At 60.4% G+C, this 22,341-nt stretch carries 21 protein-coding genes; 4 read left to right on the top strand and 17 right to left on the bottom strand.

The features are described from left to right. Nucleotides 1–1,315: 1,315 nt before the first annotated feature. The 6 genes from RCH11_RS15420 to RCH11_RS15395 all read right to left on the bottom strand — a co-directional run bounded on the left by RCH11_RS15420 (nt 1,316) and on the right by RCH11_RS15395 (nt 6,279). Complete coding sequence (locus tag RCH11_RS15420) at nt 1,316–2,362, bottom strand: medium chain dehydrogenase/reductase family protein (RefSeq protein WP_327057907.1); 1,047 nt, start codon at nt 2,360–2,362, stop codon at nt 1,316–1,318. A 75-nt stretch (nt 2,363–2,437) separates the two neighbouring features. Next, nucleotides 2,438–3,001, bottom strand: coding sequence for a TetR/AcrR family transcriptional regulator (locus RCH11_RS15415; protein ID WP_327057906.1), 564 nt, complete (start codon nt 2,999–3,001; stop codon nt 2,438–2,440). Between the two features lie 303 nt (nt 3,002–3,304). Next, nucleotides 3,305–3,817: an ASCH domain-containing protein gene (locus RCH11_RS15410; RefSeq protein WP_327057905.1), complete on the bottom strand. Its 513-nt coding sequence runs from the start codon at nt 3,815–3,817 to the stop codon at nt 3,305–3,307. A gap of 240 nt (nt 3,818–4,057) precedes the next feature. Beyond that, nucleotides 4,058–4,831 (bottom strand): alpha/beta fold hydrolase, encoded by a 774-nt coding sequence (locus tag RCH11_RS15405; RefSeq protein WP_327057904.1) that lies wholly within the window; start codon nt 4,829–4,831, stop codon nt 4,058–4,060. A 43-nt stretch (nt 4,832–4,874) separates the two neighbouring features. Continuing rightward, nucleotides 4,875–5,387 (bottom strand): GNAT family N-acetyltransferase, encoded by a 513-nt coding sequence (locus RCH11_RS15400; RefSeq protein WP_327057903.1) that lies wholly within the window; start codon nt 5,385–5,387, stop codon nt 4,875–4,877. Nucleotides 5,388–5,433: 46 nt separating this feature from the next. Beyond that, complete coding sequence (locus tag RCH11_RS15395) at nt 5,434–6,279, bottom strand: alpha/beta fold hydrolase (protein ID WP_327057902.1); 846 nt, start codon at nt 6,277–6,279, stop codon at nt 5,434–5,436. Between the two features lie 62 nt (nt 6,280–6,341). On the opposite strand from RCH11_RS15395, the gene RCH11_RS15390 reads away from it, so the two are divergent. Then, nucleotides 6,342–6,692: a hypothetical protein gene (locus RCH11_RS15390; protein ID WP_327057901.1), complete on the top strand. Its 351-nt coding sequence runs from the start codon at nt 6,342–6,344 to the stop codon at nt 6,690–6,692. A gap of 124 nt (nt 6,693–6,816) precedes the next feature. Here the strand turns inward: RCH11_RS15390 and RCH11_RS15385 are convergent, their stop codons facing one another. Beyond that, the gene (locus RCH11_RS15385) at nt 6,817–8,496 is read right to left on the bottom strand and encodes a CocE/NonD family hydrolase (protein ID WP_327057900.1); all 1,680 of its coding nucleotides are present in this window, start codon (nt 8,494–8,496) and stop codon (nt 6,817–6,819) included. Nucleotides 8,497–8,574: 78 nt separating this feature from the next. Between RCH11_RS15385 and RCH11_RS15380 the strand changes: the two genes are divergently transcribed. Further along, nucleotides 8,575–9,231, top strand: a complete 657-nt coding sequence (locus RCH11_RS15380; RefSeq protein ID WP_327057899.1) for a TetR/AcrR family transcriptional regulator — start codon at nt 8,575–8,577, stop codon at nt 9,229–9,231. A gap of 418 nt (nt 9,232–9,649) precedes the next feature. Here RCH11_RS15380 and RCH11_RS15375 read toward each other — a convergent pair whose 3' ends face one another. The 7 genes from RCH11_RS15375 to RCH11_RS15345 form a co-directional block, all read right to left on the bottom strand. Next, the gene (locus RCH11_RS15375; RefSeq protein WP_327057898.1) at nt 9,650–9,901 is read right to left on the bottom strand and encodes a hypothetical protein; all 252 of its coding nucleotides are present in this window, start codon (nt 9,899–9,901) and stop codon (nt 9,650–9,652) included. Nucleotides 9,902–10,424: 523 nt separating this feature from the next. Beyond that, complete coding sequence (locus RCH11_RS15370) at nt 10,425–11,174, bottom strand: hypothetical protein (RefSeq protein ID WP_327057897.1); 750 nt, start codon at nt 11,172–11,174, stop codon at nt 10,425–10,427. Nucleotides 11,175–11,510: 336 nt separating this feature from the next. Then, complete coding sequence (locus RCH11_RS15365; protein ID WP_327057896.1) at nt 11,511–11,699, bottom strand: hypothetical protein; 189 nt, start codon at nt 11,697–11,699, stop codon at nt 11,511–11,513. A 210-nt stretch (nt 11,700–11,909) separates the two neighbouring features. Further along, the gene (locus RCH11_RS15360) at nt 11,910–12,956 is read right to left on the bottom strand and encodes a hypothetical protein (protein ID WP_327057895.1); all 1,047 of its coding nucleotides are present in this window, start codon (nt 12,954–12,956) and stop codon (nt 11,910–11,912) included. A gap of 31 nt (nt 12,957–12,987) precedes the next feature. Next, entirely contained in the window at nt 12,988–13,764 is a 777-nt protein-coding gene (locus RCH11_RS15355; protein ID WP_327057894.1) for a TniB family NTP-binding protein, read from the bottom strand. Nucleotides 13,765–13,991: 227 nt separating this feature from the next. After that, nucleotides 13,992–16,007 (bottom strand): hypothetical protein, encoded by a 2,016-nt coding sequence (locus RCH11_RS15350; protein ID WP_327057893.1) that lies wholly within the window; start codon nt 16,005–16,007, stop codon nt 13,992–13,994. Then, on the bottom strand, nt 16,004–16,774 hold the full coding sequence (locus RCH11_RS15345; protein WP_327057892.1) for a TnsA-like heteromeric transposase endonuclease subunit: 771 nt from the start codon (nt 16,772–16,774) through the stop codon (nt 16,004–16,006). Before RCH11_RS15345 ends, RCH11_RS15350 begins: the two co-directional genes overlap by 4 nt. 463 nt (nt 16,775–17,237) lie before the next feature. Here RCH11_RS15345 and RCH11_RS15340 point away from each other — a divergent pair, with 463 nt between their 5' ends. Further along, a complete protein-coding gene (locus RCH11_RS15340) occupies nt 17,238–17,678 on the top strand; it encodes a MarR family winged helix-turn-helix transcriptional regulator (RefSeq protein WP_442789058.1) in 441 nt (146 codons plus the stop codon). A 16-nt stretch (nt 17,679–17,694) separates the two neighbouring features. On the opposite strand, the gene RCH11_RS15335 is transcribed toward RCH11_RS15340, so the two are convergent. Beyond that, on the bottom strand, nt 17,695–18,618 hold the full coding sequence (locus RCH11_RS15335) for a hypothetical protein (protein ID WP_327057891.1): 924 nt from the start codon (nt 18,616–18,618) through the stop codon (nt 17,695–17,697). A gap of 67 nt (nt 18,619–18,685) precedes the next feature. On the opposite strand from RCH11_RS15335, the gene RCH11_RS15330 reads away from it, so the two are divergent. After that, nucleotides 18,686–20,083: a cryptochrome/photolyase family protein gene (locus RCH11_RS15330; RefSeq protein ID WP_327057890.1), complete on the top strand. Its 1,398-nt coding sequence runs from the start codon at nt 18,686–18,688 to the stop codon at nt 20,081–20,083. 202 nt (nt 20,084–20,285) lie between these two features. On the opposite strand, the gene RCH11_RS15325 is transcribed toward RCH11_RS15330, so the two are convergent. Further along, nucleotides 20,286–21,188 carry a carbohydrate kinase family protein gene (locus tag RCH11_RS15325; protein WP_327057889.1) on the bottom strand — a complete coding sequence of 301 codons (903 nt, stop codon included), beginning with the start codon at nt 21,186–21,188 and terminating at the stop codon, nt 20,286–20,288. Continuing rightward, nucleotides 21,181–22,104, bottom strand: coding sequence for a pseudouridine-5'-phosphate glycosidase (locus RCH11_RS15320; protein WP_327057888.1), 924 nt, complete (start codon nt 22,102–22,104; stop codon nt 21,181–21,183). Before RCH11_RS15320 ends, RCH11_RS15325 begins: the two co-directional genes overlap by 8 nt. Nucleotides 22,105–22,341: the final 237 nt, after the last annotated feature.

Genomic DNA, 22,341 nt, shown 5'->3' with positions numbered 1-22,341 from the left:
GGCCCGGGCGAGCTCAGACATTCAAGCGTTCGTCGCGTCCATGAAAGGTAGATCGAATCTGAATTCCGACAAATATGGCGCCCGCAGGCGGGACGGTGGGCGGGCACTTCCCGGCTGTTTCTGGGATCGAGCTCACGGCTGCCGGTCGGAGCACCGTTTAGGTGCCCCGACATTAAGCCCGATGCCCGGGCGTCTTACGGACACGCTCAAAGGTGTCGTTTCGCCATCCCGGTGTCTTCATCCGTAGAGAGTGGAACGTGCCATAGGTTTGCAAATTGGTGAGGGTTCCCATCTTTCAAGATCGTTCGGATGTGTTCGTGGCTGCTGATTCTGTTGTCTCTGTGTCTGAACTTTCCGGGTAATTCCGGAGTTGTTGTTCAAAATTTCAAGACATTCGAAACAACCCCATCGCAGTGCAGCTGCGTGGACATGTCCTTTGTCCCAACGAACATGTCGGTGTCAACGCGGACAAGTTAGGTGTCAAGGGATACGAGGAGCCGACCCCTTGGGAACGATGTGCCACGCGACGACAAATTAGGTGGCACAACGACAAGTTGGGTGGCACGGGACACGCGCGACATGATGAGTGGCACAACGACACGAATATGGCACGCGCGACAAGATGAGTGGCACAACGACAAGATAAGTGGCACGGGACAAAAGGACTGTCCCGTGCCCTTCAATCTGTCCGATTGACAGGTGAGTTGTCCGCCGAGATCACCGCGTTTTCGGGGCAACGTGGTGTTGCAGGAAAACACACTGATGGGGGATCTGTGCCATTCATTTTGTCCAAATCGGAGATCTCGGCAAACGCGACGCTGATGTTGATAGGCCGAACGCCGGCCTTCTCAGCTCCTATTGTCGAGGTCCTCCGGCGAGGTGCTCCAGCGAGGAAATTGACGCTGTGACCGTCGAGCTCAGGTGCCCGTAAGCGGAACGCTATCCGGACGTTTCTAGTGAACCCCGCCGGGGCTGCAGCGTCTCGCTCGGCGCGGTCAGCGATTGAAGTTCTTTCCACTCTCAGCATCACACTGCTGCCGTGCGCCAGGAACAGATGCAGCGTGATCGTCCATTCGCCGATCGTCCATGGTCGAGGAGGAGGAGTTCGGGCCATCCATGCGTCGATTGGTTGGCCAAGGTGCTCAGTGAGATTTGCGTGTATCTTCTCGTGGCCCCTCAGGGTGCGGGGGTCATTCGAGCGCATTGAGCTGTAGGGATGCAAGCTGATTGTCCTTTGCCACTTAACTTGTCGTTTTGCCACCTAACTTGTCGTCTCCCTCTTTGCCATCTAGTTGGCCAATTTCCATGTCCGTGGTCATGGCAGCAGGATCACTTTCCCATTTAAGGTGCGGGATTCGGCAAGTTCCAGAGCTGCGACGACATCAGTCAAGGGGAAGCGGGCGGCGATGTTTGCGGTGAGGATACCGTCGCGGACGAGTTCGAAGACGTGGGTGAGGTCTTCGTCGAGGTGGGCGCGATAGCGGGCCTTATTGCTGTTGTGGCCAGCCCACAGGTCGTAAAAGGTGGCGTGCTTGCCGTTAGGGAGCGCTTTCCAGGTCAGGATGCGGGTCAGGTGCTTCAGGAACGGCAGCCACATGTTCCCGGTACCACTGACCGCATCGATGATCGCGTACGACACCAGCGTCCCCCCGGGGGCGAGCAGGGACCAGGAGGTGCGGGTCGTAGCGCCGCCGACGTTATCGAAAGCGGCTGCGACCCCTCGCGATGCGATTCCCCGCACCGTGTCCGCCAGGTGCGGATCGTTGTAGTCCACGGGGATGACGCCCGCGGCCTGCAACGCCTCGTGGTGGCGCGGCGATGCCGCTCCGATGACATGGATACCGGCGTGCAGGGCGAGCTGGATGAGGAGCCCACCGACGCCACCGTTGGCCCCGAACACGAGAATGGTGTCGCCGGGCTTCGTTCGCGCGGCGCGGTGCAGCATCTGCCACGCAGTCACCCCGTTCACTGTGACCGCTTCAGCTTGGTCGGCATTCACCCCTTCAGGCACGAGGATAGAGTCGCGTTCCTGGACTACGGCATGCGCTGTCCAGCCGCCGGTCTTCGTCAGTGTGGCCACCCGCTGACCGACGAGAGAAATGTCACCGCCGGGACCGACCTGAAGAACTGTGCCGACGAGGTCGTAGCCGGGGGTGAATGGGAAAGCGGGTTGGGAGAAGTAGCGACCATGTCGCATCGCTTGCTCCGCGTAAGAGATCCCCGTCGCCTCAACCGCGACGAGGAGCTCGCCCGTGCCGGGCGAACTTACGGGTGCTGTCTCGAGGACGAGGCCTGCCGGCTCGACAATGCCGGGTAGGACGACTCTGGTGGTCATCGCCGGGATGCTGGTTGTTATGGTCATGGTTCTCTCCTTGTGTGTGTGTTTGGTCAGTCATAAACGTAAGCAAGCGATAAAGAGTTGCCTCCGAGGTGGAAATTAGGGGGTGTGTTCGATGCCGGCAGTCAACGTGGACGCCCAGGACTGCGCGACGGCGGCAAGGTCAGCCTGGACGATCAGGTGACACAGCTGTCCGTACGCGATAAACCGCTGCACTTCTGTGGGTGCCGCATTCGAGGTGTCAGCTACTGCCGCGACCACGCCAGCCAGGCCTTCTTGTACCGCGGCCCGGACTGCCAGGATGCTGCTCGTGGTCTGCGCATGGGACTGCATCAGGATCAGGTCTCGGTCCGCGATCAAAGCGACGTAGGCATGCGTCATCGCAGATAGCCTCGCCTCTGGCTCCGTCGACGCGCATGCCTCACCAGCGGTGGCCATTGCGTCCGCCACCCGCGCGTACGTGTCCCGGACCGCGGCAATGAACAAGCCGAGCTTGTCCCCGAAGAGGCGGAACACATATGCCGGTGACACCCCCGCCTCCGCCGCGATTTCTGCAACGGGGGTGGCGTAGTAGCCCTTCTCCGCGAACACACGAACCGCCGCTCTCGTGAGTCGGGCTCGTTGCGCCTCTGCCGTAGAGCGGAGACCAGTTGCTGTTGTCATGTAACTGATTGAACAGTCACTTATGTGCTTTGTCAACACCTCTGTAGAAAATCTTTGTCGGAACGGCTGACTCGCGATGTATCGAATACGACCGGTACAGCCCAAGTACCACGCCATAGGTTTCGGTAAAAGAAGATCTCGCCACTGCACTCGGCGTCGATTGGGCACATCTGGCCCTATTCCGTCGGATTGGTAGTGATAGGTGCGACTTGTGACGCGCGTCCTCGCCATTCGACCGCGAAAACCGAGGAACCAGGCCGGCCGGGACCGAGGCTGATGATTCGTTCGAGTCGAAAGCCAGCATCAGTGTGAAAGCGGAAAACGGCCTTCACCAGCGAAATCATCTTCTTCGGAATAGACGATCGTAAAAAATTCAGTGATCACCGTAGCTTCATCGAGGTCAAGAACTCCCCACGCCTTCAAAAACGTCGCATAAAGATCGGCATGAATTCTCTTCCAATATTCCACCGATAGATCGCCTTCACCTTCGGCCTCTGCAATCGCGGCAGGAATATCCTTGAATTTATTGGTTACGATCTCGTGAGTTTGAAGAATGCACTTAGGCTTACCGTCACTGTCTAGGCAGATCCAATAGTTTCCGGCTTGAGGAAGAGGATCGCCGGCAGAAAGAAAGTCTTCTACCAAGCTGCTGCCGGCGGTCTTTTTTCCACTACGGAACAGCCCAAGCAACTCATCTGTGATTTGTGGATTGCCTGCATAACCAACTGAAACGACCGCATCACGCAGGCTTTCTTTCCCACCGATAGAGTCGGCGTACTTTTGCCAAAATGCGAGCTCTTCAGGTTTGAGATTCACTGATCGGCACCCTTCTCTTCCCCCAGTGGGGGAGAAACGAATCGTTTTGATAAGTAGGAACCCATTCCAGGCTCCTTAATTGGTGGAGGCGGAGGGAGCCGAACCTCTCCTGGGACAGTTGTGACGTATCCAAAATAGATTGGTCGCGCTGCTTCCACACGGCCCCACTATGAGTGCACCGCAATCGCGGTCCAACTCGACAGAAGCTTTCGGGCAACTCCATCCTGGGACTTGGTGTAGCTATTGCCGTGGAAGCCAACCGGCTACGCGGCCGTTGAACCAGTCTGGGCGTTCCAGCGCGATTCCGTGCCCACAGCCGTTGACAATCTCAATCTCACTGGCAGGCAGCGCTGTGTGAATGACCGCAGCGGAGTCACGCATCAAGGCGCGTTCTCGCCGTCCGACCATCACGAGTGCTGGACCGCGAAACTCTGACCACGCTGCCGGTAACTCGAATCGCATGTTGTCCCCAACGGCGGCGAGCAGCGTAGCTTTCGAAATGTGGGCGCTTGTGTGAATGTAATCTTCCATCAGCTCCGGGGGCACAAATAACTCCCGAGCCTGCACTCGGGCGAACCTGCGATTTCGTGCCAGGGGTGCGGCAGCCCCGAGTGCGCGGAGAATGAGCCCCGTAAAGGGCATCGCTTTTGCCTGGGCGCTGACAACCATCGCCCGATCTACGAGTTCGGGGTACCTGGACGCAAGTTCGATAGTGAGCTGTGCGCCCAAGGAAAATCCGATGACGGCCGCGGGGGTCGAGCCGCCACACGACAACACCTGGCGGAGAGCATCCACCGTCTCGGTGTGTGACCGGTACGGCTCATCGGCGCTCTGGCCATGGCCGGGAAGATCGGGCACCAGCACCTTGTACTCCGATTCGAGGCTCCCTCGAAGTGATTTCCACATCCACCCGGCTACCCCGCCGCCGTGTAAAAGAAGCACTCGAGAGCCGTCTTGGGGACCGAAGCTACTTACATGCATAATGATGATGCTCTCACCAGGCCAGGCGGTCATGTTGAAGCGCCCGTAAGCCGGACGGTAAACGGGCGTTCGGTGCTTACTGAGATTCCCAACGAGTTTCGCCGTCTTTCTTCGATGAGGTCGCATATAAGACTTGATTTCGCGCCACCCTCATCGAGGCCTGATGGTCGGGATGAATGTGCGCTGTGAAATGGTTGACTCCGTTTAATCGCAACCATGCGGCCATCGCCCGAGTGGCCTCAGAAGCGATTCCCTGCCCTTGCCAGCGCGGTGAAATCAGCCAAGCGATATCAGCCACGAGCCTCCCACTGTCGTATTCGACGGTTGCCTGTACGAACCCCACTGGCTTCCCTGCGTCTCGCTGGATGACAACCCAGTTCAACCACCACTGCGAACCATCATCGGAGTGCCCCACTGTTTGCGCGGCGTATCGGTCTGCCAACAGCTCCAGAGACGGTGCGTTGCCGCCGGTGTAGTCATACAGCGAAGGCTCGGCCAGAACCTCCACCATCGAAAGAGCATGCTCAACAGACAGTGGTTCCAACAAAAGTCGTGCAGAGATGATGGGTTCAGATGCAGGCCAATCCATTGCTCGAGAATGACACAGTCCTCAGTCGCGGCGACCTAAGGAACGCTTAGCGGGTTGCGCTTTCGGTGAGGAACATCTTTGCCGAGGAGAGAAACCTCTCGGGCTGGTCCACCCAGGGGTAGTGTCCTGCAGCTTCGATGACGGACGCATGGCCGGCGGGGAACAAATGGGCGAGGGCCACGACTGGAGCTACTCCCGTTAGGCCGTCATCGGACCCCGCAAGGACGAGAACGGGAGCGGCAACACCCCCGAGACGCGTGGCGAGGTCGGGCGGAGGGTCAACGCTGCCGAAGTCCGCCGCTGCGCGATAGCTCCACGCGCCGAGACGTGCATGTTCCTGTTGCGCGTCGCCCCAGGCGGCGTAGCCAACAGGAGCGGCAGCTCTCTGCCACGCTGTCAAGCTTTCGTCGCTGTCCGCGTCGGCGCTGGAGAGCAGCAGTGAAAGAGCGTCGTCGTAAAGGGACTCCCCTCGACGACGCGCGCGAATCTCCTCACGGTCCGACAAGACATCGACGAGGTAGTCGGCCGGTGGTGTGATGAGCAGCATTCGGTTGACGTGGTCGGCGAACTGGGCACCGTACGCAATTGCCAGACGGGTACCGGCCGAGTGGGCGACAAGTGATATCCGCTCCAGATGAAGCTCCCGCCGAAGAGCGTCGAGGTCCCGCGCCTGGTACCAGAACGATCCGTGCCGCTGATCGTCAGGGACAGGACTTTTTCCGACACTTCGCAGATGCGGGACAATCACCCGGCGATCTTCAGCGAGACCCGCAAGGTCGCCCAGATAATCGGGATGCCGGCCAGCACCACCGGCAAGAACGACGAGCACTTCGCCGTTTCCATGTTCCTCGTAGTGAAGATCGGTTCCGTCGGCACCCCGATACGTTGTCATTGCCCAAATCATACAATTCGGGCCACTAGCCGAACCCCCAGAGCGACACCGCGCCGAGTCTTTTGAGGAACCTCTATGAAACGCAACATAGTGTCATCATCGTCCTCGTCGACCGACTCGGTCACGACCTCGAGCCCTCCATCCTCATCGGCGGATGGGCGACCTTCGTGCGAGTCGGCGGGGAGATCAGCCTCGACATCGACCTGCCCTACGAATCCCAACTCGGCGGCAAGCTATGCCTCAATGTGGAGGTACTCGCCGAATATCCTGACGAGCTCTCGTTCGAGAAATGGACCCTACTGCGGCTTGAGGCTCACATCGCGACCAAGATCGCGGCGCTCCTGAAGCTCGACTGCGTCGACCCGGCGCTTGCGGCGGAGGTTCTCGCTCGTGCCGCTACCGTCGACATTTAGGAGCTGCCCACCATGATCGGCGGGGTGTTCAACCTGACTGCCAAGATCGTAAGACTGTCGAAAGTCGACCAGAAGCGTGTACCCGCGGCTCTGAAGCCGACCCGGCGAATTGGCTGGGCAAACTTCACTGACGAGCTGGGATGACGGGGATACTCAGTGTGGCTGGCATGTCCGCGCTCCAATGGACGGTGCATCTTCCGGTGCCGCTCGGGCGGTAGTGGGCAGGAAAGTGGCCGAAAAGCGGGTTTCGGGGTTCGAGATACCGACCCGCGATTAATAGTCGCAGCGAGTCGCCGGCCCGGAAGAGAGTCGAAGACGCTGTTAGTGGGATCTGTAACTCAACCGGATCGTTGCCCATGGGCTCGGACTCACGGAATCCATGCTCCGGCCGGTGTGTCGCCGACAGCGCAGCATCCAGTTTTCGGAGCGAAAGGCGTAGCTGACCCGCCGCGAGGCGATCGCGACCGTAACCATACGACCCTTCGAACGGAACGTACTCTGCGCCGCTCCACTTCTCGACACCGACGAACAGGCTCGCGTCGGTCGCGCCCGCTATCGATGCCCAGAGCCGCACGACCATGGGGCCGGTGATCTCGGTGTCTTTAGTGAAGCCGATGGCGAAGCTCGCGGCGTTCCGCTTCAGATCGAAGCTCACCGAACCGTCGTGGCCCGGGGCATCACGCAACTCTCCCGCTTCGGAGAGATGCAAGCAGCGCCACTGAGTACGAGCGAGAGGCCATTCCTGTTCACTGCGCACCTGGGTGATCACGTCTCGGCGCTCGCGCACTTCAAGACGCACCGGCGGGATTGGTGCGCCTTTCGTGCCCTTGAGATGGCGATCGAGGAACTCCAGCTGCGCCGCACCTGCCTCGGCGCTGTAGAACGTCGTCCACTTCGGACCGCGATGGATATAGACATGCTTGTCGCGGGAGCTGGCCCGATCAAACGCTCGCATCGAGCCCACGCTGTGCAGGTTGCCGTCAGAGAAGCTTGCACACACCAACATCGGCACCTCGATGCCGGCGAGATTGGGTGTCATGGCGTCCCACCACTCGTCACGTAATGGATGCTTCGGACGCTCCGCTCCGATGTCCTCCGACAGTCGAACTGCCAGTTTGGTACCGAACTGCCAGATCAGGCTGAACCCGTCTTCGACAATTCCGCCCGGGGTCATCAGATCCCGGTAGGCATCGGTGAACCCTTCCCAGGGGCAGATCGCCTTCAGATGAGGAGGATGCAGCGCTGCGGCTTTGTACTGGGAGATCGCGAGGTACGAGACTCCGAGCATGCCCACGTTGCCGTTTGACCAAGGCTGGGTGCCTGCCCACTCGATGATCTCGTAGATGTCTTGCGCTTCCTGGTCAGAGAGCAGAGCCCCGACACCCTCGGACTTTCCTGCGCCACGGGTGTCGGCATTGAGCACGACATAGCCGTGCTGCGTCCACCACACCGGGTCGGGTGCTTCCCAACCAGTCTCGCTCGACAAGCGCAACGGCTGGGTCTGGTTCATCAAGCGATACTGGGGGCTCGGAGACCAGCCCCACCACCTGCGTTTCGGGAGCACGTCCTTGCCATACGGATGCGCAGAGAGGATCACCGGGAACGGGCCATCTCCCGGCGGCCGATAGACGTTCACCCGAAGCACGACACCATCAGGCATCGTGACGCTGATGTTCTCATCCTTGATCAGCTCGGCCGGTGCCCCATACACAGTGACCGACGGCCGCAGGATGTTTCGCACCCGAGTGCGCGCGTAAGCGGCCGCACCGGGGCGGCACCAAGGATGATCAGGGTTGACAGACATCTGCATTCCGCACATGATTTTGATTGCTGTTCAAATGCATTAGAGCGCCACTCTATAGCGTCGGATATGCTCGTGTCTATGAGCCAGAAACAGCGAGGCGAAGAGAGCCGGCAACAGGTGGTGGGAGCGGCATCCCGGCGGGAAACCAAGCAACGTCTGCTCGACGCAGCTGTCAGTGAATTCGAGTCACACGGCTACACCGCGACGCCAGTGAGCCGAATCGCCGCGACGGCCGGGGTGACCGTGCAGACCCTCTATCTCGCGTGGGGCAGCAAGCGAGCGCTGCTACGCGCCTATCTGGAGTCCACGCTCGCCGACGGCTCGCATGCCCCAGGGGACGTCGCCTCAAGATTCTTGGATCAATGCCCCGAACACCTCGTCACCCAACTCGCAACGGTTTTCGTCGAGACTGCGAGCAGATCCGCCACCGGCTGGAAACTCTATCGAGAGGCCGCGCTCACGGACAGCGAGATCGCAGCCGATTGGGCAGAACTGCAGTCACTGCGCCGAACGACCTATCGAGGCATCCTTGGGCTCATCGGAGAAACTGCTCTTCGGCCAGGGCTCACCGCGGAGACAGCAACCACTACAGCATGGGCGATCGCCAGCCCCGAGACTTTCGAGCTCCTCGTGCGCCAACACAACTACTCCTCCGAGAAATACCTCGAGTGGCTGAGCGACACCTTACGATCAGCCCTAATTGGCCCCGCCATCAGCAGTAGCACGCTCTCCTAGGTTACAAGCGCGGGCAAGCCGTGGGCAATAACCCTGAAAATCCGGTGATGTGCATTTCAAGTGTGGGCGACCCGACTTGATAACCCGCTATGTTCCGAGGATGCGGCCATGTTAATTCTCGAGGGTGGGTTTGGTGGGCATACGCGATGCTCGCAGTTGTCGCTGCGGTCCTCATCGCCCCCAGCGCAACGCTCAGGGAAACTATCGATGAGCCTTGGGCAAAGCCCCTCAGCGATGCGTTGCAGATCTCAACGATCTTAATCGGCGGGATGGGATCATCAGTCATCCAAAAGCGAAGCCGACGCCTCCTCGCGCCCAAAGACGATTGAGATGAAAGCCCACTGATTCTCGTTGGCGCTGCGACCTCAGGGGACCGTCACCGCTGCACGCTCTGTCACCAGCCGGGCCGTTGTGCCTTCTACAGTTGACCCCAGCCAAAATTGGTTTCGGATATCCAGTCGGGAAGGTCTTCATAGAAGCCAGAGGTGATTTCTTCGTCCGTGATCGGCTCGACCAGCGGCTCGAACAACGTCCGGCCGTAGACCTCAAAAAACAGCGTCCAGTCGTACTTTCCGATTGGAATGTCGCCTGTCTGAGGTGAGCCGTCCGGAAATTCACGAATTGAAACGTTGACGGTGCCCAGTTCTTCGCTCGTCAGAAGGTCGCGCATGACAGGCATGGAGCCGCGCGAGGTATTACGTCCCGGAAGTAATCCTCCAACGTGCGCACCGCCTCATCCTGCCAAGTACGAGAAAACCCCGCTAGAGCGAAAGGGCATTCCGAAAGACGGACGGTGAGCGGGCACATCCCGGCTGTTTCTGGGATCGAGCTCACGGCTGCCGGTCGGAGCACCGTTTAGGTGCCCCGACATTAAGCCCGATGACCGGGGGCGTCTTATGGACACGCTCGAAGCTGTCGTTTCGCCATCCCGGTGTCTTCATCCGTAAGAAATTGGAACGTGCCATAGGTTTGCAAATTGGTGATGGTTCCCATCTTGCAAGATCGTTCGAATGTATTCGTGGCTGCTAATTCTGTTGTCTCTGTTTCTGAACTTTCCGCGTAATCCCGGAATTGTTGTTCAAAATTTCAAGACATTCGAAACAGCCCCATCGCAGTGCAGCTGCGCGGACATGTCCTATCGTCCATTGGCATCCACGCGTCCCGCGCATAGCCAGCGAAACTTACCGGCACGGCTAGTGCTTGCCTGTCAGCCATGCCAAAACCAGGCCTCCGGCGACGCCAACGATAAGTGATATTGGGGCTGTAATAAAGGCGACCTTGATGTTGGCGTGGGTGTCGGTTCGACGCTTCCGAGTGTCCTGACGGGTCTCGGACCTAATGCGATGCCCAGGGTATGAGAGCTCAAATTTGAGTTTGGGTGAGCGCACAAGAAAAATACTGAGGGCTAAAGCACAAACGAGCAGGGCCCAAATGAACACGCTCAGCGGCACAGCGACGGGAGTCGTAGCAAGCACCCAAGCCCAGAGGGCAAGAAGCGTCAAAAATGGCAAAAGTGCCAAAAACTTGATGAACCTCGACCATCTCACTCGCGGCTTGCCAGAATCGAGCAAGATGCGCGCAACGCCATCCATGAAATCCGGCTCGTTCGGGACCATTGTGATTATCGGACGCACACCCTTGCGGAGTTCGACTCGCATGCCACCCTGGTCGCCGGAATGATTCTCGATGTATAGGCGCCCGAGATCTCTACCCGAGAGGTGGGCAAGCTTGTCAACGGGAACCTCCACCGGCTGTGGCGCCTCAGCGGCGTAATCCTGCAGCAAGAATTTCGTTGGCACACTGGAAAAACGGATCGATATCCGTTCCGCAACGTCACGCACGGTGTCGAGGTCGACAGCGAGCGAACGAACGACAACGATCTCAGGCACCAGCCCTGGATTGTCGCGCTTAATTTCAAGGTCGTAGAGCCAGTTGCGGTTCATAGTTGCTGAATCTAGCGGTTGGCGCGGAAATCAATAATTTTTTAGGATCTAGCCTTCCGTGTCGCATCACTCACAGACCCGCGATAGCGACGTAGAGCGTTTCGCGCAGCGCATCGTCGATCATCCCGTCCAAACGGGCGACGCGAACTTCTTCCACCACGCTGAGCCGACCCGACGATATTAATGCGTTTCAGCGACGGGCGGATCTGATATCCAGGAGGTCAGTGCGTCAACAAGCTGTGTTCGCGAGATCTTGTCTTGGTGATATTGCTCTGCTGCGTGGTACGCAGTCCACCCGGGTTTACCTCCCCGCACGACAGATAATAATTCGCGTCCCTAGGCCGCCCATCGGAGCACCTGGGACTGCGACACCGATAGATACTCTGTGATCTCTTCGGCGGGTACTTGGTCCCTGAGCCGAGTAATGGTTGTGAGAAAGTGGGCGTTGCCGTGGTCACGGTGAACGCGAGCCCTGATGAGTTCCAGGCGCCAGTCGAGAACGAGTGCCTCTTGGGGACCGATCATCTACTTCGCCTCCTCGCTCAACGGTAATTCGGCAAGCCAAGCTGCAGTTCTTGCCCTTCCATGCGCGCACGATCGCCCAAAGTCGCGAGGTTTCCACGCCTAGGTTTGCCGGTCAAAGTGGAGCCCCTGGAATCCCTTCTTGCCAACATGCGCAAATTTTCGACCATTTTGAAACGAAAAGCCGATGCTGTCTCCTGCGCTGGCCGCAATTCAGACGAGGGAATGGGGTTGCTGGTATTTCACGATGGCCCGCGAAGAAGGAGCGGGAGGGCCACTTCGAATTGCTCGAATATTCTGAAGGCTTTTGGCATCGAGATGTCGAAGGAGGCACGCCCGATGGGTATATGCCGCGGCGGAGAATGCGCGTTGGATCCTGCATTGTCGGCTACTCCGCTGAGTTCCAACCATTCCGTAGGCGGCGTCGACCGCTCGCCTGCTCATGTAAATAGTTTCCCAAAGAGAGTCGACGGTCGGGTCTGAAAGTGGCTTGCCAACGATCTGGGCAATGGCGGTGGAAAGCAGGTAGGCGTGCTGGCTGGGTGACCATTTTGGGTCGAGAAGGAGTTCAGTGAACTGCGGATCCGTCAGGGTCACAGTGAGTCTTACCGCCTCGGGGAACGCGAACGCGAATCGAAGCTGATCCTCGCTTTGCTGTGTGTGCTGCAGACGTCCGAGAATCGCGGTTCTATCTTGGGGCGCCTGTTTACGAAACGTTCCGGCCCAGTCGTAGAGGAGGGCGTTGGCGAGCTGCAGTTCACCGGTATCAAGTGATATTCCTCGGGATGCGAGCTCGAAACGGACTCTTCTCTCGGCTGTGATGTAGGAAGGTGAATCGGAGACGTCAACATCGGTGCCCTGGTAGTGCCATCGTGCGTGGTGCAGGCAGATCGGTCCGGTTCTCGTGGTGACCTGGGTGAGTTGGCCGCGGCTGCAACGGATGCATCCGGATTGGGGTGCAGGGACTCGGCAGCACAGTGCGCACCAGCCAAATTTCCATTTACTGTGTGGGCACCGGATCGGCAGCAGGTGGTGGTTGCGGTTCATGTTGAACCAATGTTCGGGTAGGCCGCCGAGTGCTTCGAGCTGTGTTGTTGCGAATTCCGCGTCGCGTTTGATAGGCAGCCCGCCATGTAGTTGTCGGAGGTAACCCCAGAGGGTCTCTGTGGGCAAGGAGTTGGCTGTGGCGAGACGCTGGAAGTAGCTCTCTGATGTTTCCCCGTCAACCGGATGGACGGAAACGGGCAGGGCGCGAATCATCGGGTGAGGAGACTTGATGGATGGTGGCCATTCATGAGGCAGTAGCCAACACAGGTGTTTTCTTCGCTCGGGGTACCTCTCCCAAGGTGAAGTTGAGGCGTTCGGTGTGGTCGTCAATCGCGGCGAGGGCAGCGAGGTGGAGGGTGTCTGCGAGGCGGCCGATTGATCCTCCACTGTCGGCGAAGAGTCTGGATGAGTGGCGAAGGACGTCGCCTTCGCATTGTTTCGTAAGGCACAGGGTTTCCTCGAGATCGAGAAGAACGGCTTCCCACTCGGCGCGGTGCGCTGCACTCCGGTTACTGAACGGAGCGACGCGGTGCAGTTCGAAGCGGCTGGAGATCTGTTGACCGCGAGCACCATCGAGGAGGCCGCAGGATTCAACGTTGACGCCGGCGTAGATGAAGGTCGCGGCGCACTTTTCGGAGAGCTGTTTCAGTGCGTCGCTGGCGTCGGCACTCATCCGGTAGTTGACGTTGAGGTTGTGGATTTCGTCGACGATGACGAGCTCGGTGTGGACCCGTGCCATGACCTGGGACACAGTATTCAGCAGGGTGGATTGTGATATTCGTCCGTTTATTGGGAGGCTGAAGAACTCTGCGAACTCGGCAATCACTTCTTTGGGACCGCAGGCGGGTGGCACGGTGATGTAGACCACGGGGATGTTCCCGGGCTGACCGGCGGGATGCTCTTGGTATTGGCGTCGGAGGGTGTGGAGCTTGCCGATCTGAGTGACCGTGGTTGTCTTGCCTAGCGCGGGCGCACCGGACACTATAAGCCCCAGCTTGCCGGTGTACTTGAACTCATTCATCCGGAGCCGGCTGCTCGCTGACTGGAGGATTTTGTTGAATACGGGCGTTCGCACAATGCCTCCACTCATGAACTGCCGTCGAGCCGTATCGTAATGTTCGCGGTCGCCAGTGGATTGGGCTTCGCGCTGTGTATGCGTGATTTTGGGTGGGCGCGGTGGGTCGTCGGAGATGAACCGGCTCCAGCCTTCTTTGGTTGAGATGGGGAGGAAGTGTTCGCTGGTGTCGGTCATGGTTTCCGTTCCACTTCTTCCCTGACGTTGAGCAGTCCGAATCTGATGCGCGGCGCAGTGGGTATCGCGTCACCGACGGGAGTAGGTGACTCTTCCGGCTCGTCGACCTCTGTGGCTTGGTGTTTTAGCTCGGAAAGGCGCATGAGGTCGAGGTTGACGGTGCGGCTTCTGGCGGCGGTGAGGCTTTCGAGCGTGCGGCCAGTTCCGGCGCGGCGAAGAATGTCACTGGATCGTTCGGCGATGTCAGACTCGAGAGCCCGTCGTTGGTCGAAGAAACCGGACCGGCGAGTGACGGACCAGACATCGGCGGACATCGGGCCTGCCGCGGTAGCGTGTGCCCACTGGAGCGGGAGCCATTCATCGTTGATTGGTATCCAGACGGTTTGAAGATTGTAGGGGTCGACGTGGATCGGCCATTTGCCGCCCTGACCTGTGTAGGTGGATTTGGATCGGCGGAGTTCGCGGAGACCTTCCGAGTCGTAGGTGCGGTGGTCGATGGTGATCCCGTAGGCCTGAAGTGTTCGCCATTTCACCGGCAGGAGGCTGATGTAGGTATTCACATCGAAGGGGATCTCCAGTTCGGGCACAAGTTCCCGGAAGGCGCGGCACATCTCGTTCGGTGAGAGCGAGACTGAGGGGTGCAGTGGGTCCCGGAGACTGTCGTGCGGACGGTTCTGCCAGACGACAGCGATCCATTCATCGAGAAGCTCTTGGAGCTCCACCAGGGAGTGCAGCGTTTCGGGCTCCGCATCCAGCCCCCGATATTCGACACCGCGGCCGGTGTAGTTCTTCAGATATTGAGTGAACCCTGTGTTGATCGAGTGGAAGGTGCGTTCGACTTTTCCTTTGTCCGTTGGTGTGTACGGCGCCGAAACGTTCAGCGAGATCCCGAGCTGCTCGCAGGCCGTGCGGAAGTGTTCCGAAATGTAGATGAGACCGCGATCAGTCGTGATGGTCTCGGGGAAGATGTAGGGCTGTTGGCGACGGTAGTCGTCGTAATCCTGGTCACCAACGAGTTGCTGAAGTTCGAACGCACCGTCGACGAGCGCCCGTGTTTCGGCGCGGCCGCCGGGTCTGGAGTCGTAGGGGACGAGTGCCCTGGCGAGGACAACGACCAGGTCGACACTCTTGGTGGTTCCTGGTCGCAGGACGGCGCTGATAATGCTGCGGGTGGCGACGTCGAGCATGATCGTGAGCTCCGGCCGGTCTATGAGCCCACCGTCTAACCGGACGAGCACGTCGAGCGGCGTGGAGTCGATCTGTACTTGCTCACCCGGCCGGGAGACCCCCATCGCGGAGAACGAGCGATCGGGGCGGTTTGCCAGGGACCGACGTGTTTTTGCGGAGCCGGTGGTCATGCGGCCTCGATCAAGATCGTCGATGAGACGGAACATCGTACGGCCGGCAGGCAGAGTCACAGTGCCAGCGCCGAAGCGCTCAGTGAGTAGTTGCCGAGTCAGGTTGACGAGCCGGGTGCGGGTGCCGGTGGATGCATTGGTCTGGGCGTCCATGACCTCGGCGAGTGCCGCGGCGACTCGCGTGTCGACGCGACGCCGTTCTCCAGCGGTGCGATGTTGGCGCTGATCGATGAGACCGGCTATCCCGCTTTCTCGAAACGCTCGTCGCTTGCGACGGAGCGTCCTCTCCGTGACCGGACGGCCCAGTCCAGCCAGTTCCGCTAGCTTCTTCCGGATCGGTTCAGTAGGAGCGAGCGAAGCCGCGGCTGCGACTTCAATTGCTTGATCGAGCTCTCTGAGGTGTCTGAGCCAAAATTCGACATCATTGCGACTGCCGTCATCGAGGTGTTGAAAGACCGCGAGGTCGACCTCAGGGTCGGTGCCGGCACGGCTGACCGTTGCTCGAACGTCGGGAAGCCGGACGAGGTCCGAGATCAGGATCTCTTTCGTGAATCCGCTATCGGATTCCCTTAGCGCAACTGTTGTCGCTGACATTGCGGTGATGGCGTGTCGGACGCCGTCGATGTCGAGGTCGGCACCGACCTTCATCTTCATCGAAGGTCCAGGGCAGGGAGACGCACGAGCGCGTCCTGTCTCAGCGGTTTGCGCAGGTCAGTTTGGATCTGCGCGTTCCAGAGAAGCGAGTAGACCCAACCGGGCGCCTTTGACTCTTGATCTTGTCCCGCGAGAATCGCGATCAGAGCACGAATCGAGAGTTCGAACGGTTGGTATCGCCGAAGGATTTCAACTTGAGGAACAGGCAATTTCCACTCTTGATCGCGGTACCGTGACAGGAATCTCAGGTTTTGATCAAGAGTCGCATCGATGTCCGAAATTACTCGATACGAGAATCCAACTTGGTCGCACAACTCCTGTGTGGCTTCGAAGCTTCGGGTGGCCGCTTCATCGATGCGGTCCTTGGGGCGCACGTCGATGATCTCGCCATCGCCGCTGCTGTGGCGTAGGAAGAAGTCGGGTGCGTGGGATCGAGGTGCGGATCCGTCAGGCCAAAAGATCCACATTGGTTGGCTCGAGATGCGCGTGATGGTTGGCTCGCGGTCGAACATCATGAGTGCGGTCCGCTCGTAGAGCGACTCGAAGCCCACGTGCCCAGAGTTTTTGGACGACCAATACGAGCCGGAGTAATTGCGTTTGCCCCGCCAGGAAGGAAATTGACGAACCGGCGTGCACCGTTCGAACGAGACAGCGATCGCTTCTCGAAAGTCAGCGTCGCGCTGCTCACCGTTCAAAAGGAACAAGACCTGCGGAGTTGAGGCGCGAATACCAGTCCGTTGGACTGTCCGGACCCTGTTGAGTGTCATTCTGTTCACCTCACGCTGAAGGACTGAATCTTCTCCCCCGCATTTGTAAACCTGACATTTGTAAAGTTACGCCGACGGCTTTCAGAGGTCGTGACGACGCGCGGGTCGCGGACAAGTTACTTGTCACAACGGACACGAATGTGTCAACGCGGACAAGTTAGGTGTCAAACGGACAAGTTAGGTGTCAAAGGACAAGTCCCACACTTGACAACTTTCTTGAAAAATAACGGTTCGATAACTAGCGCTTCGTTACCATGCTGTTATACAGTTCAAGAGCAGAAGTTGTTTGCTGTGGCAGCCTCTGCGGAATGTGATTGCAGGACACTCTTGGTGCAAGGGAGAGGGTCGGTTTCTAGCCTCTGAAACCGGCCCTCAATCCTCTTTAACGTGTCATTTCCGCGCTCGCCTCCGCGTCATCCGGGTTCGCCTTCCGTAGAATTGGGCCCGGGTTGAAAGGAGGCCCGTGAGCGACAAGACGACGGCAGTCACCGCGTGGGAAGCCCTGTTTCGCGCCCAGGTGTCGGTGATGCGTTACCTGAACGCAGAGTTCCCGACGGGTGAACTGTCGCTCAACGAGTACGACGTGCTGTTCAACCTGTCTCGCCAGCCCGGCCGCCAGCTGCGCATGAAGGAACTCAATCGGCACCTGCTGCTCACCCAGCCGAGCGTGAGCCGACTCGTGGATCGCCTCGTATCGCGAGGCCTGCTTGAGAAATCCCACGACCAAGACGATGCGCGCGGCGTGAACGTGGCGCTCACACTGGCGGGGTTCGAACTATTCCGCACTGTGGCCCGTAGTCACATCCAGTCGATCGCCGAACGCGTGGGTGGTATCCTCAGCACCGCTGAGCTCGAAACGCTGACCGAACTCTGCGACCGGTTAAGGCTCGCAGACCGGAAGTAGTGGATTCGCCGCCTCGTTACTCGTGCGGCGGGCGCGCTTGCTGCTGTCGCTGGTGACGTGCTCGCGACCGCGCGACAATCACGAACGACCGTGGGGATGCCAGAAGAGCGCGAACTACTCGCCGGGGATTGTTTCGCAGGATGCGCACGAAGCCGGCCTTCCGACGCCCGGGCCGCGCTTCGAACAGCGAGACTGCGAAGATGAGCGGATCGCTCACGCTCTCAAGGACGAGTCTGACCTGGCAATAGATCTCGCTCGGAAGGGTGATTTCGCCCACCGGGACCCCGATAGTCGTGAGGAACGGTCGAAGTGGTTCGATACCGCGAACGTCCGTGACGAGCTGAACGAGGGCGGCCTGCTCCGCCGGGGTCAGGCTGGTGCGAAACATCGAGACGAAGTAGGCGATCTGGGACTCGGCACGGCGATCACGGGCAAGGGCACCCAGCTGATCGTGGCCGGCAACGAGCACTGTGCTGACCCGGTCGAAAGCGGGTACGACGATTCCGCTGATCTGAAGTTCCACTCGACGGGACCAGAATAATTCGAAGACCTGTGCCGGGGCAGCGTAAAACCCCGGGAGAAGGTCGTAGATATCGAGCGGACAGACCAGATCCGGGTGAACGACCCGAGTAAAAACCGGAGGCAATAACCCGCGAATATGCCCGGGTGAGATTCGCGACCAGCCGACCCCCTCGAGCGCCAAGACCAGGTGAAGTTGGTGGATGGGCTCGACAAGCACGATCGCTGTTGGTGAGACTCGGGGAGAGACCAGTCCGAGCTGAGCGAACATCGGCCCCCCAGCGGCGAGTGTTCGGATGCTATGCGCTCGGGCGAGCTGAGCGACGACGACGGCGGCGCGGAGCTTATCGCTTCGCAGTCTCGCCTGGTCCGAGAAGCCCACCGACATCCCTTGCGGCTGCTCTGCCGGTATCGCCGCCATGGTGCCTCCTCGCTGCCACCGTACTAGACAGCCCGCTTTCCAGCGGCGACCTCGTACTGTGGGAGATATGACCCTCTCGCTCGATTCGACCGAACAACCGACGATCGTTTGGCTGAGGGATGACCTCCGCATCGCCGACAATCCCGCATTGAGAGCCGCCGCCGAGCGCGGAGCGCCGGTCGTGGTGCTGTTCCTGCTCGACGAGATAAGCAGCGGCATCCGTCCTCTCGGAGCCGCGAGCCGCTGGTGGTTACATCACAGTCTCGAAGCTCTCGCCGCCGCGGTCGAACAGCTCGGCGCCACCTTCGTTCTCCGGCGCGGGGCCGCTGAACCCGAATTGACCCGACTGGCGGCCGATCTCGCCGCGGGGGCCGTCTTCTGGAATCGCCGTTACGGCGGACCGCAGAGGACCGTGGATACCGCGCTCAAGACGAGCCTGCGAGCGACGGGACTCACAGTCCAGAGCTTCCAGGCGAACCTGCTGCACGAGCCCTGGACAGTGACAACGGGATCCGGCACACCGTTCCGCGTGTTCACGCCATTCTGGAAGTCCTGCCTCGCCGGCGCTCCTCCCCGCGAACCGTTGCCGGCGCCGACCAGCCTCACCGGCGTATCGGGCGTCACAAGCGACGAACTGGCCGACTGGATGCTCCTACCCTCTAAACCGGACTGGGCCAGCGGCATCCGCGCCACCTGGTCTCCTGGGGAGAAGGCCGCGCATGCTCAGCTGGAGCATTTCGCTGTGCACGACCTTGCCCACTATGACACCGCCAGGGATGCGCCGGGCGGGGACGCCACTTCCCGCCTGTCGCCTTACCTGCGCTTCGGTGAAATCAGTCCATTTCAAGTGTGGCAGCGTGTGCAGCGGGGCGAGCTCGCCGCCGCCGCGCGCCGCAACGCCCCCAAGTTCCTCAGCGAGATCGGCTGGCGAGAGTTCAACTGGAACATCCTGTTTCACGCCCCCGACCTGCACGAGAAAAACTTTCGCGCCGACTTCGACGCCTTCCCGTGGCCCGAACCCGACCCGCGTGACCTCGCCGCGTGGCAGCAGGGCCGCACCGGCATCCCCCTCGTCGACGCGGGAATGCGCGAGCTCTGGCAGACGGGCTACATGCACAACCGGGTGCGGATGGTGGTGGCATCCTTCTTGATTAAGAACATGCTCGTAGACTGGCGAGCCGGCGAGCGGTGGTTCTGGGACACGCTCGTCGACGCAGACGAAGCAAGCAACCCGGGCAACTGGCAGTGGGTCGCGGGATCGGGGGCGGATGCCGCGCCGTACTTTCGCATCTTCAACCCGCTGTTGCAGGCGGAGAAGTTCGACAGCAAAGGCGTCTACCAGCGCCGCTATATTCCCGAACTCGGTACACCGGCGTATCCACAGCCAATCGTGGATCTCAAAAAGTCCCGGAACGATGCCCTCGCCGCATACGAACTAGTGAAACGAGCCGGCAACTCCGCCTGATCAGCACTCGCACCGGCCCCCGCCGTATCCGCGCCTGCCCTCCGCCATATCCAAAACGCAGGAGATTCGCCACCAAGACGGCATATCTGCGTCGAGGAGGCCACTTTCGTGGCGAATCTCCTGCGTTTTGGGGAAAGGGGGCGGGAAGCAGCGGAGCGATGATGCGCTCGCAGACGACAAACTGGTGAAGCGGGCGACACGGCTATGGCCGCGGACGGCCGCCGATAGTCGAGACGGCGAGCGCGCCAGCCCGGGCGCCAGCGGATGCGGCCGCCATAGCCCCCGCGCCTGACACCCAGGCTGCGAGGAATCCGGCCGCGAAGGCATCCCCCGCTCCGGTCGGATCGACGATCGCGACCGGAACCGCCGCCACCACGGTGGTGGGCATTCCTCGCTCGACCACCACGACACCGGCGGTGTCGAGGGTGAGGGCCACGACATCGAAGCGCTCACCCAGCCGTTCCGCGATGTGAATCGGGTCGTCAAGGCCGGTGAGCACCCGACCCTCCTCCAGATTGGGGAAGAACAGGTGGGCACCCTCCACGCTCTCCAGAAAACGGTCGACGCCGAAGTCCATGATGAATCCCGAAGAAGCGGGATCCACCGAGATACGCACTCCACGGGCCGTCGCTCGCTGCACGAGGTTGCGCAGCGAGGACTGGTCGGGTTGAGAGAACACGCTGTAGCCGGTGAAGTGCAGCACCGCGGCCCCGGTGAGCAGCCGGTCGGTGACAGCATCCGGAGTCAGCTTGGCGTTGGCGCCCTTCTCTGTGAGCATGGTGCGGCGTTCCCCGGAGACGATCACAATGATGGCGCCGGTGGGCAGTTCGTCATCGCCAAGGAGATGCGGGGTGACCCCGTTGCCGGCGAGCAATGCACTATGCCGCGCCACATCCTCGACCGCCACTAAGCCGACGAAGTCGACGGATGCCCCGAGCGAGCCCATCCACGCCGCAGCATTCGCCGCCGAACCGCCGGCCCGATGGCGAATGGAGGAGGGCGTGTCCGTGTCCTCGCGAATCGCACTGGCCGGCACCACGACGACGTCGTCCACCACGTCGCCGAAGACGACGATGCGCTCGGGGTTATCGCGGTGATCAGGCAAGCGCTGACCATTCGATCGCGATCTGAGCCGCCAGCCGCACATTGTTGCGGGCGAGGTCGAGGTTGACCTCGAGGCTGCGGCCCTCCGACGCGTGCACGATATAGCTGAGTAGAAAAGGCGTGACCGCCTTTCCGTGCATCCCGGCCGCGTCGGCCGCGTCGAGCGCCTCGATCAGCACCCGGTCGTGCTCGGTCGGATCCCACTGCTGCTCCCGCGGGATCGGGTTGGCCACCACGATCCCCTGCCCGTGACCGAGGACGTCCTGGCTGAGCATGATCGCAGCGACCTGGGCAGCCGACTCGACCGACCAGTCGATCGCGTACTCCGACTCGGTGAGCCAGAAGCTCGGGAAGACGGTCGTGCGATAGCCGACGACCGGCACACTCAGGGTCTCAAGCCGCTCGAGGGTTGCGGCGATGTCGAGCACCGACTTCACCCCGGCGCTCACGACGGTGACCGGGGTCACCGCCAGGGTGGAGAGATCGGCTGATTCGTCGAAGGAGGTGGCAGCCCCACGATGAACGCCACCGAGCCCACCGGTGGCGAAAACCCGCACTCCGGCAAGCGAGGCGAGGTGCGCTGTCGCCGCAACCGTGGTGGCTCCGGATGCTCCCGCCGCCGCCAGCATCGGCAGGTCGCGCACGCTCGCCTTCGCGAGATCCTCCTCTGCAATGCGACGCACGCCGTCGGAATCCAACCCGATCTGCGGCACACCATCGAGCACGGCGATGGTGGCCGGGGTGACGTCGGCATCGCGCAGGATCTGCTCGAACTCCTTCGCCGCCTCGTAGTTGCGCGGACGGGGGAGCCCATGGGCAATGATTGTGGATTCGAGCGCCACAACGGGACGCCCGTTCTCGAGGGCATCAGCGACTTCGGCCGAGACGGCGAACGCGGAGTGGGGTGCTGTTGTCATAGAGCCTCAGACTATCGGCGGGCGTGGCACACGACATCCGCCGCGGTCATTGGCCTGTTGGCTCCTCGCAAATCACAGGAGAAACTCGAACCTGACCCCCGAACCCCGCCAGGAAATAAGATGCGATGCCTCGCCGGGTCGTGCCGGAGGGCTTACCTCCCGGGCGTTCAGCCGGCGTAACGCATCGACATGCCGATCTCTGTTGCTCTCACCCGGCAGTGGGACAGAAATAGGCAT

This window comes from Glaciihabitans sp. GrIS 2.15, assembly GCF_035984695.1.
GTDB lineage: Bacteria > Actinomycetota > Actinomycetes > Actinomycetales > Microbacteriaceae > Lacisediminihabitans.
The sequence above is the reverse complement of the archived record's forward strand: the minus strand, read 5'-3'. Positions and strand labels throughout refer to the sequence as shown.

What these genes read in the sequence shown, in the direction of transcription:
- RCH11_RS15420 (WP_327057907.1), bottom strand. Translation starts at nt 2,362, where the DNA reads ATGACCATAACAACCAGCATCCCGGCGATGACCACCAGAGTCGTCCTA.
- RCH11_RS15415 (WP_327057906.1), bottom strand. Translation starts at nt 3,001, where the DNA reads ATGACAACAGCAACTGGTCTCCGCTCTACGGCAGAGGCGCAACGAGCC.
- RCH11_RS15405 (WP_327057904.1), bottom strand. Translation starts at nt 4,831, where the DNA reads ATGACCGCCTGGCCTGGTGAGAGCATCATCATTATGCATGTAAGTAGC.
- RCH11_RS15400 (WP_327057903.1), bottom strand. Translation starts at nt 5,387, where the DNA reads ATGGATTGGCCTGCATCTGAACCCATCATCTCTGCACGACTTTTGTTG.
- RCH11_RS15395 (WP_327057902.1), bottom strand. Translation starts at nt 6,279, where the DNA reads ATGACAACGTATCGGGGTGCCGACGGAACCGATCTTCACTACGAGGAA.
- RCH11_RS15385 (WP_327057900.1), bottom strand. Translation starts at nt 8,496, where the DNA reads ATGTCTGTCAACCCTGATCATCCTTGGTGCCGCCCCGGTGCGGCCGCT.
- RCH11_RS15380 (WP_327057899.1), top strand. Translation starts at nt 8,575, where the DNA reads ATGAGCCAGAAACAGCGAGGCGAAGAGAGCCGGCAACAGGTGGTGGGA.
- RCH11_RS15375 (WP_327057898.1), bottom strand. Translation starts at nt 9,901, where the DNA reads ATGCGCGACCTTCTGACGAGCGAAGAACTGGGCACCGTCAACGTTTCA.
- RCH11_RS15370 (WP_327057897.1), bottom strand. Translation starts at nt 11,174, where the DNA reads ATGAACCGCAACTGGCTCTACGACCTTGAAATTAAGCGCGACAATCCA.
- RCH11_RS15365 (WP_327057896.1), bottom strand. Translation starts at nt 11,699, where the DNA reads ATGATCGGTCCCCAAGAGGCACTCGTTCTCGACTGGCGCCTGGAACTC.
- RCH11_RS15360 (WP_327057895.1), bottom strand. Translation starts at nt 12,956, where the DNA reads ATGATTCGCGCCCTGCCCGTTTCCGTCCATCCGGTTGACGGGGAAACA.
- RCH11_RS15355 (WP_327057894.1), bottom strand. Translation starts at nt 13,764, where the DNA reads ATGAATGAGTTCAAGTACACCGGCAAGCTGGGGCTTATAGTGTCCGGT.
- RCH11_RS15350 (WP_327057893.1), bottom strand. Translation starts at nt 16,007, where the DNA reads ATGAAGATGAAGGTCGGTGCCGACCTCGACATCGACGGCGTCCGACAC.
- RCH11_RS15345 (WP_327057892.1), bottom strand. Translation starts at nt 16,774, where the DNA reads ATGACACTCAACAGGGTCCGGACAGTCCAACGGACTGGTATTCGCGCC.
- RCH11_RS15335 (WP_327057891.1), bottom strand. Translation starts at nt 18,618, where the DNA reads ATGGCGGCGATACCGGCAGAGCAGCCGCAAGGGATGTCGGTGGGCTTC.
- RCH11_RS15330 (WP_327057890.1), top strand. Translation starts at nt 18,686, where the DNA reads ATGACCCTCTCGCTCGATTCGACCGAACAACCGACGATCGTTTGGCTG.
- RCH11_RS15320 (WP_327057888.1), bottom strand. Translation starts at nt 22,104, where the DNA reads ATGACAACAGCACCCCACTCCGCGTTCGCCGTCTCGGCCGAAGTCGCT.